At 64.4% G+C, this 13,412-nt stretch carries 13 protein-coding genes; 2 read left to right on the top strand and 11 right to left on the bottom strand.

What is annotated here, in order from left to right; all coding sequences use genetic code 11:
• Positions 1-79: 79 nt before the first annotated feature.
• Positions 80-961, top strand: coding sequence for a cytidine deaminase (cdd, locus tag I6L38_RS06540; RefSeq protein ID WP_017779977.1), 882 nt, complete (start codon positions 80-82; stop codon positions 959-961).
• A gap of 74 nt (positions 962-1,035) precedes the next feature.
• On the opposite strand, the gene I6L38_RS06535 is transcribed toward cdd, so the two are convergent.
• The 3 genes from I6L38_RS06535 to I6L38_RS06525 form a co-directional block, all read right to left on the bottom strand.
• Positions 1,036-2,700 (bottom strand): AMP-binding protein, encoded by a 1,665-nt coding sequence (locus tag I6L38_RS06535; RefSeq protein WP_216989300.1) that lies wholly within the window; start codon positions 2,698-2,700, stop codon positions 1,036-1,038.
• 97 nt (positions 2,701-2,797) lie between these two features.
• The gene (locus I6L38_RS06530; protein ID WP_005300108.1) at positions 2,798-3,076 is read right to left on the bottom strand and encodes a YfcL family protein; all 279 of its coding nucleotides are present in this window, start codon (positions 3,074-3,076) and stop codon (positions 2,798-2,800) included.
• 110 nt (positions 3,077-3,186) lie between these two features.
• Positions 3,187-4,302 (bottom strand): ATP-NAD kinase family protein, encoded by a 1,116-nt coding sequence (locus tag I6L38_RS06525; protein WP_024941349.1) that lies wholly within the window; start codon positions 4,300-4,302, stop codon positions 3,187-3,189.
• A gap of 118 nt (positions 4,303-4,420) precedes the next feature.
• Here I6L38_RS06525 and I6L38_RS06520 point away from each other — a divergent pair, with 118 nt between their 5' ends.
• Positions 4,421-5,155: a TerC family protein gene (locus I6L38_RS06520; protein WP_010634198.1), complete on the top strand. Its 735-nt coding sequence runs from the start codon at positions 4,421-4,423 to the stop codon at positions 5,153-5,155.
• Positions 5,156-5,212: 57 nt separating this feature from the next.
• On the opposite strand, the gene I6L38_RS06515 is transcribed toward I6L38_RS06520, so the two are convergent.
• From I6L38_RS06515 to I6L38_RS06480, 8 genes are all read right to left on the bottom strand, one after another.
• Positions 5,213-5,701, bottom strand: coding sequence for an OmpA family protein (locus I6L38_RS06515; RefSeq protein ID WP_005300102.1), 489 nt, complete (start codon positions 5,699-5,701; stop codon positions 5,213-5,215).
• 2 nt (positions 5,702-5,703) lie between these two features.
• Positions 5,704-6,972, bottom strand: coding sequence for a diguanylate cyclase (locus tag I6L38_RS06510; protein WP_005300100.1), 1,269 nt, complete (start codon positions 6,970-6,972; stop codon positions 5,704-5,706).
• A complete protein-coding gene (locus tag I6L38_RS06505; protein WP_010634200.1) occupies positions 6,969-7,520 on the bottom strand; it encodes a YfiR family protein in 552 nt (183 codons plus the stop codon). The genes I6L38_RS06510 and I6L38_RS06505 overlap by 4 nt, the downstream gene beginning before the upstream one ends.
• A 195-nt stretch (positions 7,521-7,715) precedes the next feature.
• A complete protein-coding gene (gene tyrR / locus I6L38_RS06500) occupies positions 7,716-9,263 on the bottom strand; it encodes a transcriptional regulator TyrR (RefSeq protein ID WP_010634201.1) in 1,548 nt (515 codons plus the stop codon).
• A 169-nt stretch (positions 9,264-9,432) separates the two neighbouring features.
• Entirely contained in the window at positions 9,433-9,771 is a 339-nt protein-coding gene (locus tag I6L38_RS06495; protein ID WP_005300093.1) for a 4a-hydroxytetrahydrobiopterin dehydratase, read from the bottom strand.
• A 52-nt stretch (positions 9,772-9,823) separates the two neighbouring features.
• Positions 9,824-10,618, bottom strand: a complete 795-nt coding sequence (gene phhA / locus I6L38_RS06490) for a phenylalanine 4-monooxygenase (RefSeq protein ID WP_024941348.1) — start codon at positions 10,616-10,618, stop codon at positions 9,824-9,826.
• A gap of 172 nt (positions 10,619-10,790) precedes the next feature.
• Positions 10,791-11,822 (bottom strand): YcjF family protein, encoded by a 1,032-nt coding sequence (locus I6L38_RS06485; RefSeq protein WP_216989299.1) that lies wholly within the window; start codon positions 11,820-11,822, stop codon positions 10,791-10,793.
• A 61-nt stretch (positions 11,823-11,883) separates the two neighbouring features.
• The gene (locus I6L38_RS06480; protein WP_024941346.1) at positions 11,884-13,290 is read right to left on the bottom strand and encodes a YcjX family protein; all 1,407 of its coding nucleotides are present in this window, start codon (positions 13,288-13,290) and stop codon (positions 11,884-11,886) included.
• Positions 13,291-13,412 lie beyond the last annotated feature (122 nt).

The following is a 13,412-nucleotide window of genomic DNA, read 5'->3' as shown; positions in this document are numbered from 1 at the left end:
TCAGGGCGTGAGCACGCTCACACATTTAGCCGAGCTTGCTCCCTACAATGGCCCCCCAATTGGCCTTTGAGGACACACTATGCATCCCCGTTTTGCCAAGCCACTCGATACCCTGTCCGCTCCGCTCAAAGCAGCCCTGCTGCCCATGCTGGGCGATGATTTCCAGGCCCGCTTCACCGCCGATCAGGTCGCGACCCTGAAAGCCGCTACCGGTCTTGACGATCGCGCCCTGCGCCTGGCCCTGCTGCCACTGGCCGCCGCCTGCTCGGTGGCCCCCATCTCCAAGTTCTTCGTCGGCGCCATCGCCTGCGGCCTGAGTGGCAACTGGTATTTCGGCGCCAACATGGAGTTCGCCGGCCAGGGACTGTTCCACTCGGTGCATGCCGAGCAATCCGCCATTTCCAACGCCTGGCTGGGCGGCGAGACCGGCATCTCCGAGATCACCGTCAACTACACCCCCTGCGGTCACTGCCGCCAGTTCATGAACGAGCTGAGCACCGCCAAGACCCTCAAGGTCTCCCTGCCGGACGACTTGAGCGCGCTGCAATCCTTTCTGCCCCACTCGTTCGGCCCGGCGGATCTGGACATCACGGACGCCCTGATGAGCCCGCAGTCCCACGACGAGCTCCAGCTTGAGAGCGATGATCCGCTGTGGCAGGCCGCGCTGGCCGCCGCCCGCCAGAGCTACGCCCCCTACAGCCAGGGTTATGCCGCAGTGGCACTGCAGTTCGCCGACGGTCGCATCTTCTGCGGCCGCTACGCCGAAAACGCCGCCTTCAACCCCAGCCTGCCGCCGATGCAGATGGCCTGCGCCCATGCGGTGCTGGGCGGCGAGGATCTCGCCACCATCCGCCGCGCCGTGCTGCTGGAGAGCAAGGATGGCCAGATCAGCCAGCAGGACTCCGCCCGCGCCACCCTCAAGGCGCTCGGTTCGGTCGAACTGGAGTATCAGGCGGTCTGATCGGCCATGGCCTGAAACAACAAGGGGAGCCAGTGGCTCCCCTTGTTGTTTTGTGGTGATCAGCTGATCCCCCGTCAGGACTCCCAGACGATGCTCTGGGAAGAGGACCAGGCGTCACCCAGGTTCGCGTACTTCTGCTCCAGCAGGTGGCGGCGGATCTTCATGGTGGGCGTCAGCACCCCGTTCTCGATGTTCCAGGGGCTCTTCACCACCAGGATGCCGCGAATCTTGGCATGGGACTCCAGCTGCTCGTTGACCCGGTTGCGGGCCGCCTCCAGCTGGGCATTGACCTGATTGCGATCCCCCTTCATGGCGTGTTCAGCCAGCTGTACCAGCGCCACCGGCTGCGGCATGCCGTAGCCGATCACGCACAGCTGCTCGATGATGGGCTCCTGGCCCAGCAGCCCTTCGATGGGCACCGGCGCCACATACTTGCCCTTGGCGGTCTTGAACACGTCCTTCATGCGGCCGGTGATGGTGAGGTAGCCCTCCCGATCCAGCTTGCCCATGTCGCCGGTGTGCAGCCAGCCCTCTTCATCGATGGCCTCGCGGCTATGCTCGGGATCCTTGTAGTAGCCCAGCATCATGCCCTCGCAGCGACAGAGGATCTCCCCCTCGTCTGAGATCTTGATGTTGACCCCGATCCCTGCCTTGCCGACCGTGCCTATCTTGTCGGCCCTAAACGGGTAGTTGATGGTGGAGTAGGCGTGGTTTTCGGTCATGCCCCAGGCTTCGGTCACCTGAAGGCCGATGCTCAGGTACCACTCAAGCAGGGCCGGCGACACCGGCGCCGAGCCGCAGCCAAGTACCCGCGCCTGATCCAGCCCCAGCCCCTTTTGCAGCTTGCGCTTGATGAGGCCCGAGACGAAGGGGATCTTGAGCAGCAGCGCCAGCTTCTGCTGAGGCAGCTTCTCGAGGATCTTGATGCGGAACATGGCCCACAGCCGCGGCACCGAGATGAACACGGTGGGACGGCAGCGTTTGACGTCCTCGATGAAGGTATCGAGGGACTCGGGAAAGGCGATGGTGGCGCCGCCGTAGAGGCTGCCGCCGTAGATGTAGACCCGCTCTGTGATGTGGGCGAGCGGCAGATAGGAAAAACCGCGGTCGGACTGGGTCAGGCCCACCGTCTCCACCAACTTCTCGCACGACCAGGCGTAACGTTCGACGCTCAGCATGGCCCCTTTCGGCTTGCCGGTGCTGCCGGAGGTGTAGACCAGGCTCAGCAGGGCGTCCGGCGCCTGCACCGGGCTGTCCGGGATCGGTTCGTGGCGATCCAGCAGTTCGTCCCACTGGTGGGCCGCCGGCATAGTGTCATAGGGAAAGGCAATGCGCAGCAGATCGGCGGGCACCCCCGCCTCCTGGCTTTTCCAGTCATCGAGCTTGCCGACGAAAATGGCCTTGGCCTCGCTGTGGCGCAGCACGTATTCGATGGTATCGACGTTGGCGGTGGGGTAGATGGGCACGCTCACGTACTGCCCCATCTGCATGGCGAGATCGGCGATGAACCACTGGGCGCAGTTCTTGGAAAGCAGTGCCACCTTGTCGCCGGCCACCAGCCCCAGTTGACGCAGTGCCGTCACCATGCGGCGGGCCACGTCGGCCACTTCGCCCCAGGTGAAGTCCACGTATTCTCGGTTGATGGTTTGACGCAGATAGACTCTGTCAGGAGACTGCCGCTCCCAGTGATAGAGCATTTCGAGCGGCAGTTTATTGGCAATACGCGAGGAGGAAGCCATAGTTTAATCCCTGAAACAAAAGGCGAAACTTATTATTAACCTTTCACTAACCTCAGGGAAGAATAAACTTAAACTTCTGTTTGAACTGTGTAACCGATCAAGCTTCTGCCTGTTGTTGCAAACGAATCCACATCGCCTGCACCAGCTTCTCATCCTCTTCCGAGAGTTCACCCTGCAAAATGGCCTCGTTCAGGCTGCGCAGCACATAGCTCTTTACATCCCGCACCAGGGTCTTGCCTTCCAGCTCGGCCCGCGCCACCGCCAGCGAGATGTGGCCGCGCAGGTAGCCCCCGGCAAACAGCTCGTCATCGGTCGCCGTGGCCACCATGCTGTCTATCAGTCCCAACAACTTGTGCTCAAATTCATGAATCGTCATTTAACGCAGCCTCATTTTCCGGGATTGCCGGCAAAATAATTCGGGGGAGTGGAACCGCGATCCGGTTGATCGCGGCTCTCTGGCGCCAGGCCAGCCGCATCCTTGATGTCCTATTCCGGGTTGGCCACCGGGTAGATGACCTGATCCTTGTATCCCGTGGTGATCCGCAGATAACCACTTAACGACCGGTTCAGCGCCGGATCATCGGTATCCACCAGCAGCGGACGGCCATCGAGGGCTGCCAGCTTGGCTTTGGTGGCCAGGACCTGGATCTGGTCCCGCCCGACGGCCCGGATCACCTCTGGACTCAGTTGCTGATTTCCGCGCCCGAACAGATGTCCCTGACCGCCGATCAGGGTGATGATCAGCCGGCAGCGACGACCGCGGATCCGGGTCAGGATCTCGGCGGCGCAGAGATCCTGCCCGATAAGCCGGCCATTTTCCACCAGATCCACACCGAGCAGGGTATTTTCCAGACCCAGCTCCGCCATGCAGGCCGCCACCGTGCTGCCGGAGCCCATCAGATAGAGGGTATCGGGCTCCATCTGTTCGACCACACCGGCGGCGATGTCCGCCAGCACCAGCTCTTCGGACTCCCGTCCCCCCTGCTTGACCGCCTGCACGTAGCGCAGATCGCCGGGCACCTGCAGCTGGCCATAGTGGCGGGCGCGCACCTTGCCGGCGCGAAACGCCTCCTCGTCGATGTCCATCACCTCGGCATCCACCAGACTCAGCAGTTCGCCTGCGATCATCCTGGCCGCCACCCGGCCGCTGGCGGCGGGGGTCACCCCGTACACCCCGGAGTGGATCTTGCAGCCAGCCGGAATGCCCAGCACATGGCATGACTCCCCCACCGCCGCACAGATGTCCCGCGCCGTGCCGTCACCGCCGGCAAACAGCAGCAGATCGACGCCGGCCTCGCGCAGCGCCAGCGCCGCCGCGCGGGTATCGGCCGCCGTGGTGGGCACAGTGGCGGGCTGGTAGACGATGCGACAGGGCAGACCGAGCTCGCCGGCAAGCCCGGCCCCCATCTCCCCCGCCACCGTCAGCAGCTCGAAGCGCTCCGCCAGTTCACACAGTGGCAGCAGCGCCTGACGAGCCCGCTCGCAAGCCTTGGGCACGGCACCACGGGCCAGCGCCTCGGCCACCATGCCGTCACTGCCCTTGAGACCGACCGCGCCGCCGATGCCGGCGACCGGATTGATGATGAGTCCTAAACGAAACATATGTCCCTCCCGTTGGATGGTCGCCATTTTTATCTTTTCCAGCCACTGGGACAAGCCATAACCCCCTGCTAGAATGCGCGGTTTCAACCCTCAACCAAAGTTCAACCAAGGTTTCATCATGCTGGAATGGGTTCTGGACCCCTCTGCCTGGGTCGCGCTCGCCACCCTGACCCTGCTCGAGATCGTGCTCGGCATCGACAATATCATCTTCATCTCCATCCTGGTCGGCCGTCTGCCAGAAGCCCAGCGCCAGAAGGCGCGGATCCTGGGGCTGGCGCTTGCCATGGGCACCCGCATCCTGCTGCTGCTATCGCTCGCCTGGGTGATGCGCCTCACCGAGCCGCTGTTCACCGTGCTGGGCGAGGCCATCTCGGGCCGCGATCTCATCCTGTTGCTGGGAGGCCTGTTCCTCATCGGCAAGAGTGCCCACGAGATCCACGCCACCCTGGAGGGGGCCGCCGAGCCCGAGAGCGTGAGCACGGCCGCCTCCGGCTTCATCAGCACCCTGATCCAGATCGCCATCCTCGACATCGTCTTCAGCCTGGATTCGGTCATCACGGCGGTGGGCATGGCGGATCACGTGCCGGTCATGGTGCTGGCCATCATGATCGCCGTCTTCATCATGATGTTCGCCGCCAAGGCCATCGGCGACTTCGTCGACAACCACCCCACCATCAAGATGCTGGCCCTCTCCTTCCTCACCCTGGTGGGCTTTGCGCTGATGGCCGAGGGGATGGACCTGCACATTCCGAAGGGCTACATCTACTTCGCCATGGCCTTCTCGCTGACGGTGGAGATGATCAACATCCGCCTGCGCAGTCACCACGACCGCGAGAAGTTCAAGCAGCAATAACGGCGAGCCACAAAAAAGAGCGCCTGATGGCGCTCTTTTTGTATCTACACAACCGTGTCATTCATTGCTGATGACAATCGCCACGCGGCGGTTTTCGGCCCGACCGGCAGCCGTCTTGTTGTCGGCGATCGGATCGCGCTCGCCACGGCCCCGGATGTCCAGGTTGGCCTGCGGCATGCCGACCGAAACCAGCACGTCGGCCACCGACTGTGCCCGCTTGTAGGAGAGCTGATCGTTATAGTCCGCCGCCCCGTTGGAGTCGGTATGACCATCGATCCGCGCCCGGTTCAAGCCCACTTCCAGCAGAGTCGTCCCCAGTTTTTCCACCACGACGCGCGTCTTGGGGGTCAGGGCATCCGCGTTGTTGGCAAACAGCACACGGTTGGAGAAGTCCAGAGTCCAACCCTCGTCGGTCAGGCGAAAGCCTTGCTCCTTGAGTACGGCGATCTGCTCTGCCGTGAGGCCGTGGGGAGCACTCTGGCAGCCCATCAGCACGCTCAGCAGCAAACCGATCAAGCCGGTTTTCATCAGGACATGGATCTTCATTGTTATTTTTCCTCAGCAGAGACATCAAATTCCAGCTGCTCATGGAGTGCAAGCTCCCGACGCAGCCGTTTGGCTTGGTACATGGCATGGTCCGCCTGCTGCAGCAGATCGGCGGCACTCTGCCCCTGATCCGGATACAGCGCGACGCCAATGCTGACGGCCGCCACCAGCTGGCTGCCGTCCCCCAGTACCACGGGGTCCGCCATGGCCTGCTGGATGCGGGCAACCACATCCTCCACCTCCTCCACCAGGGAGAGGGGGGTGAGCAGGATGGCAAACTCGTCGCCCCCCAGACGGCATACCAGATCCATCGGCCGCAGCTGATGTTGTACCCGTCTGGCCAGCGCGATCAGCACGTCATCCCCGGCGGCATGGCCCAGGGTGTCGTTGATCTGCTTGAAGCGATCACAATCGAGGTAGAGCAGCGCGAAGCGCTCGTCATGCAGCCGGCCCGTGGTGACCGCCTGATCCAGACGAGCCTCAAACAGAGCACGATTGGGCAAGCCGGTCAAGGCATCGTGGGTGGCCTGGTGCAACAGGCTGGCATTCTCCCGCCGCTGGTGGGCCTGCCAGGCCTCCAGTTCGTCGAGCAGGGAGTTGAAATCCTGACCCAGCTCGTGCAGCTCGGCGATGTTGGCTTCCGGCACCCGCATGGCGAGGATCCGCTGGCGGCTCACGCTGTGGGCCACCTGGGCCAGCTCCTTGAGCGGCGCCGTGAGGGAGTGTTGCATCCGGTGCGCCACATAGAGGGCCCCCAGGGTGCTGAGCACCAGGCAGAGCAGCATGGCCAGCAGGGTTTGCAGCAGGAACAACAACAGATACTGGCCGTGCCCCACCAGGTGGATGTGGGCGATCTCCATGCCCCCCCGCATCATGGGCTGATCCACCGGCCCCGGCAGGATGATCCGCGCCAGATACTGCTCAAGGCCGGACCAGGGGGTGCTCATGGCCCGGCTCCAGCTCGCCAGCAGCTGGCCGCTCGGCAGATAGATGCTGGCCTGCGCCACGTCTTCGTGCGTGAGGATGGCCTCCAGCGCCTCCCGGGCCGCCTCCTCGTCGTGGAACACCACGGCCGCTTCGCTGGTATAGCCGATGGCGCGGGCGACCAGCTCCAGATTGTGATCCGCATAGAGCCGCAGCGCCAGCAGGGCGATGCCGGTCAGCAGCAGACCGGCCATGCAGACCGCGGTCAGGGACGTCACCAGGTGGGTGCGTCCCAGACTCTGTCGCAAGGTGAGGCGCTGGGAAGGGGGGCGGAACAGACCTATCATGCCCCCCCCTCATCGGCCTTGGCCAGTTTGAGCACCGCCGGATGCACCCGCACTCCGCTCCTGGCCAGGGCATCCAGATTGACCCTGAACCGGATCCGCTCCTTGCCGATCTGCAGGCAGAAGACGGCGTCGGCCACGCACTCGGAGCTGGATTCGCTGATACTGAGGATGGGGTAGCCACGCAGCCGTTCAAACAGCGGCAAGCGCCGCTCGGAGGAGAGCACCCCCAGATAGAGCACGTCGCACTGGGGGCCGATCGCCTCGTCATCGATTTCGTAGCGATGGACGCTGACCGGTCGGCCGTTGGCCTGCTGCTTGATGGAAAAGAGCGCGGTGGCGTATTCCGTCGGTGCCGCCACGCACAGGCGCAGCTCGCTCGGTTCATTCGGCCAGCGGGTATAGCTGAGAATGTCGAGCACGGTCTGGCGTACCTGCTCGGACCGCAGCTCGGCCGCGGTGAGCGGGGGCGACTCGCCGGAGAGGGCCAGCGAGCAAAACAGGGGCGCCAGCCAGACCAGGATCCTGAACAGTGAAAAAGTGTGCATCATGCCTGCGCTTACACCCGCCTCAGCAACCACACAGGGCACAGGCCCGAAGGGGGTGAGCCGGCAGGAGATAGTATGGAACTTGTCAGCAGCATGACAAGGCGCAGCCCGCAGAGCAAGGGGCTGACCGGGCTGGCGTCACAATAATGAAGAGGGCCCACCCCGGCGTGAGCCCTGCGATAAGTTACATTCATGGGGTTACTTCTTGCTGATCCCGTATTCCCGCAGTTTGTTGGCGATGGCGGTGTGCGACACCCCCAGCCGTTTGGCCAGCTGACGGGTGGAGGGGAACGCCGGGTAGAGCCGCTCCAGCAGCCGGCTCTCGAAGCGTTTCACCGCCTCGTCCAGCCCCCCTTCGAACCACTCGTCGATGAGCGGCATGGCGTCGGCCGCCACCGGCAAGTCCACGTGCTCAGGGCCGATCTCGTCCCCTTCCAGCAAGGTCATGGCGCGATAGAGGCAGTTGCGCAGCTGGCGCACGTTGCCGGGCCAGCGATAGGCGGTCAGGTACTCGGCCATGTTGCGGGTAAAGCGCGGGCGCGGACGCTGCAGTTCGCTGGCAAAACGGGAGACGAACTGCTGGGCCAGCGCCATGATGTCCGCCTTGCGCTCGCGCAGCGGCGGCAGCGCCAGACTCAGCACGTTGAGGCGGTAGTAGAGATCTTCCCGGAACTTGCCCTCGTGCACCAGATCCAGCAGCTGCTTCTGGGTAGTGCAGATGAAGCGCACATTGACCTTCACCTCCTGCTCGTCGCCGACCCGGCGGAACACACCGTCTTGCAACACCCGCAGGAACTTGGTCTGCAGATGGGGCGACATGTCGCCGATTTCGTCCAGCATCAGGGTGCCACCGCTCGCCAGCTCCAGTACCCCGCGCTTGCCCTCAGTGTTGTTGCCAAAGGCGCCGGGGGCGTAACCGAACAGCTCGCTCTCGGCCACGTTGTCCGGCATGGCCGCGCAGTTGAGCGCCATGAAGGGATGGCTGGAGCGCAGACTGGCACCGTGGCAGGCGCGGGCCAGCAACTCCTTGCCGGTGCCGGTCTCGCCGACGATCAGCAGCGGCGCATCCTGCATCGCCAGCTTGCTCGCCTGGGCCAGCACCTGTTTCATCTTCTGGCTCTCGGCCTGCAGGTGCTCAAAGCCCCCCACTTCCACCGCGTGGAGCGCGCTGAAGTGCATGCCGACCCGGCGGGCGGACTTGAGCACCACCACGGCGCCGGCCAGGGCCTGCTTGCCCTTCTCCTCGGCCACGAACAGCGGCATCAGATCCGCCAGATACTCCTCGCCGCCGATGCTGAGCTTGCAGGTCTGCGGGCGGATCTCGCTCGCCTCCAGCCAGCGGCTGAAGGAGAAGCCCTTGACCAGGGAGCCGAGCGCCGCGCCGCGCACCTCCTCCACCGGCAGGGCCAGGGTGGTGAGGGCGGACTGGTTGGCCTGGGTCACCTTGCCCTTGGCATCGAGGGAGAAGACCAGATCCGGCAGCGCCTTGAGCAGCGCCTCAATCTCGTGGTGCTCCCGCTCGGAGGGCATGTAGGGGATGGTCTTGACGTCATAGACGCCGGGAATACGGCGGATCTCCGGCATCAGGTGCTGGAAATCACGAAACTCCAGCTCGGGAAAGTTGAGATAGATGATGCCTGAGGTATCGATTTCGATGCCGCGCAGATCGATGTTGTGCTCCACCAGGCGGTCGAGCAGTTCCCGGGTCAGGCCCAGGCGGTCTTCACAGCTGACTTCAAGACGCATTCGGGACACACTTCCTAGCTAACTCTATGAATGACCGGATAATACAGACTCGATCCCGCCAGTGCGAGCGCCAGCCCATAAAAATGCGGGCCCGCCCCGTTTTCACCGGGCAGGCCCGCGTCATCTACAGGCGTTTATTTGAGCAATTTGTCGATGAGGAATGGCCTCTTCACTTCAGCAGCTCATCCGTGCGCGCCGCCATGATGAAGTCGTTGCGGTGCAAGCCGCCTATCTTGTGGGTCCACCAGCTGACGGTCACCTTGCCCCACTCGGTGAGGATGGCGGGATGATGAAACTCCGCCTCCGCCAGTTCACCCAGCCGGTTGGTGAAGGCGAGCGCCTCCTTGAAATTGCGGAAGGTGAATTCGCGCCGCAGCTGCAGCTCACCTTTTACCACCAGCGGCTGCCAGTCGGGGATGAGGCGCATCAGTTCGCTCAGCTCCTGCTCGCTCACCTTGGGGGCATCGGCGCGGCACGCTTCACACTGCTGGCTGGCCAATTCGGACATGGGACTCTCCTTGTGTATCGATGAAAAGGGGTGATCAACACTGGCGGGCGGTTCAACTCGCCTGCTTGCCGCCGGCCGGTGTAAAACGGGGGGGGCGCAGCCCCAGGCGGCGCGCCTCGGCCACCATGGCCATGATGTCCTGCTCCGCCAGACGATAGAGCTCATCAAGCTCGGGCAGCACGAAATAAGTGGGCTGCATGATGTCGATGCGATACGGGGTGCGCAGCACCTCGATGGGGTCAAAGGGTTGCAGTACCGGCTGGCAGCCGAGGGCATAGGCGGTCTCGCCGATGGAGGAGAGAATACCGCCACCGTAGATGCGAAGCCCCTTCGCCGTGGCCAGCAGGCCAAACTCCACCGTGAACCAGTAGAGCCGCGCCAGAAAGACCCGCTCCTCCTTGCCGGCCCGCTGGCCGAGCTGGCCATAGACATGGGTGAAGTGGGCGAAAGCGGGGTTGGTCAGCATGGCGCAGTGGCCGAAAATCTCGTGAAAGATGTCGGGCTCCTGCAGGTAGTCGAGCTCGTCCCGGCGGCGGATGAAGGTGGCCACCGGAAACTGGCGGTTGGCCAGCAGGGCAAAGAAGCGGTCAAAGGAGATGAGGGCCGGCACCGCCGCCACCGACCAGCCGGTGGCCGGTTGCAACACGGCGTTGATCTGGGCCAGCTGGGGGATCCGATCCCGGGGCAGGTCGAGCCGCGCCAGCCCGGCCTGGTACTCGTCACAGGCCTTGCCTTCGAGCGCCGCCAGCTGGCGTGCGATCAGGATCTGCCAGGTGCCGTGCTCCTCGTCCGAGTAGTGGATCGTGCCCGCTTCGTCCGGCTGGTGGGCGGTGTAGAGACTTGCCATGGGTGACTCCATCCTCTGGGTTGCAACCCGCCATCCGGGCGGTGTGGCGCCATTGCGCGATGAGATCACTGTAACGGTTTGCCCCCCAAAAAAGCAGCCGACCCTGGGGTCGGCTGCTGCGGACAATTGTAAATAATTTGTGACAACCACAATCGAGCCCTTGGCCTGGTGCTCACCCCTTGTTGAGGTAGCCCGCCAGCTGACCGATCAGCCGCTTTCTCAGCTCTCCCAGTCTCGGCTTCTCGTCCGCGCACCAGGGCAACGGGCGGCACGCCTCTATGGTGCGCAGGCCGAGCCGGGCGGTGAGCAGCCCGGCCCCCACCCCTTGCGCGGCACGGGCGGAGAGCTTGGCGGTGAGCTCGGCCCCCAGCAAATCCATCCCCACCTCGGTCACCAGCTCGGTGGCACCGGCGTAGAGCATGTTGCGAAACACCTGACGGATGAGGCGAATGCGGCTCCAGTAGCCGAGCTCGATGGCGTAGACGTCGGCGATGTCCTCGATCATCCGCAGGTTGCGCCACAGCATCAGCGTCATGTCGACGGTGGCGAGCGGGCTCAGGGCCACCAGCACGGCGGCCTCCCCCGACCATTTGGCCACCCGCGCCTGGGCCAACTTGTCGCGCTCGCCGAGCACCAGCTGGCTGTAGAGGGTCAACACCTCCCGATCGTTGTGGCTCTCGTCGAGCTGGGCCAGCCAGGTTTGATACCCCTCGCGCCCCTTGTCGCCGCTGCGCTCGGCCAGCCCTTCGCAAAACCCCTGCCCCTGGCCGACCCCCTGATGAGCCAGCAGATCCTCGGCCCGCGAGCGCACATCCTGACGCCGCTTGAGGGCGCGCAGGCGCAGCCACTCACGTCCCACCACCCCGGCGGTGCCCGCCGCCACCAGCGCCGAAGCCGCCAGCCAGGCGCCGCCCCAGAGCGGGGTGGTGAGAAACTGCTCGTAGAGAAAGGCGCCGTACTGGCCCAGAGAGAGCAGGCCGACCGCCCCCAGCCCCCAGGCCAGCAGCCGATGACGGCGGCGCGGCTTGATGACGAGGGCGCTCTCCACCTCGGTGAGCTCTTCCAGCTCATCGAGGCGCTCGAAGCTCGCCTCCTCCAGTCGCTGGGCGGGTGCCGGCGCTCGCTGGTCGTCAGCTGTCGTCAAGGTGGGCTCCAGGATCACCTTGCCTTGCAGCGGCGGCTGCGCTTTTGTCTGATCGTTCATCGCTTCTCCTGAAAACCGTCTTCTGGGTGCGGCGCAGGCAACAAACCCGGGCCGCACGCCCTTATTCGAGGTGATCCCCGAGCAGAAACTCCAGCGCCGCATCGAGCCGGATATGGGGCAGCGCCTGATGGGCGCTCATGGGCAGCGGGCGAAAAGCCTGAAAATCAAAGCCTTGATTGTTCCACCACTGCGCAGGCGGGATATGGGATGGCACCTCGCCCGGAAACAGCAAGAGCGGCTCACCGCTCAGGCTGGTGCCACGGATGGCGGGGAACTCGCGGCCATCGGCCACCCCCTTGCCCACCTCGGTCGCCTTGATGGCGGCCAGCGCCAGACACTCGGTGGCAATCCCCTCAAAACGGGCCTGGCCGCGGCCGCTGCGCACCAGGTGCTGCAGCAGGGAGACCATGGGGCCGTGCTGCTCCGGGGTGACGTGATCGGCCTTGCTCGCCACGAACAACAGCTTGTCGATGCGCGGCGAGAAGAGCCGCCGCCACCAGTTGCTCTTGCCGTAGGCAAAGCTCTCCATGATGCGGGCGATGGCTTGCTGCATGTCGCCAAAGCTGGCCGCCCCGGCGTTGAGGGGCTGCAGACAGTCCACCAGCACGATCTGGCGATCGAAACCGGCGAAGTGCTGCTCATAAAAACCCTGCACCAGATGCTGCTTGTACTGCTCGAAGCGCTGTTTGAGGGTGGCGTAGAGAGTCCCCTCGGCGGGCTCGCCGGCAGGCATCTCCCACACCCAGGGCACAAACTGCAGCATGGGGGCACCGGCATACTCCCCCGGCAGCACGAAGCGACCGGGCTGGATCAGGTGCAGCCCCAGCTCACGCTTGCAGGCGTGCAGATAATCGGTGTAGCGCTCGGCGAGCTGGGCCACCGGCCGCTCCTCGAAGCCCTGCTCCGCCTGCCATGCGGGTGCCAGCCAGCCGGCGGCCAGGGTCTGCAGCTCGGGGCGGCGCAGCTGCTCGCGCACCTGCTCGCTCCACTGCTCGTAGCTCATCTCCAGCAGCGGCAAGTCGAGCAGCCACTCCCCGGGGTAATCCACCAGATCCACGTAGAGGGTGGAGATCTCCCCCAGGTGCTTGCGCAGCGGATGACGGGTGCGATAGCGGATTTCCAGGCGCACCTCGGCCACCCCGCGGGTCGGCTCGGGCCAGGCCGGCGGATCGCCAAACAGGGCGTCGAGGCCGCGCTCGTAGGCAAAGGTGGGAATGTGGGCATTTTGCTGGGGCACCCGGCGAGCGCCGAGGATGCGCCCCTGGCGCAGGGCATCCCACAGGGGCAGCCGGCCGTCGATGGCCGCGTGTTCCAGCTGGTTGACCAGCGCCGTGATGAAGGCGGTCTTGCCGCTGCGAGAGAGGCCGGTGACTGCCAGCCGGATGTGGCGATCCCGGACCCGGTTCACCACGTCGCTTGCCTTGTGCTGCAGGCGATTGAATTGCTGTTCCAGTTTATTGAGTATCAAGGCTTGTTCTGTTCTCCCGTAGCTGCCCGACGAAGCGGGTGGCAGGCAGCACCACCCTCGTCATGATCCCCGCCCGCCTCCCCTGCCATCAGAGGCAAGTCCAGGTCGGCGGGGCCATCGTA

The sequence above is a fragment of the Aeromonas sp. FDAARGOS 1408 genome (assembly GCF_019048665.1).
GTDB lineage: Bacteria > Pseudomonadota > Gammaproteobacteria > Enterobacterales > Aeromonadaceae > Aeromonas > Aeromonas dhakensis.
Note: the sequence above shows the minus strand (reverse complement) of the source record. Positions and strands in the feature narration are given on the sequence as shown.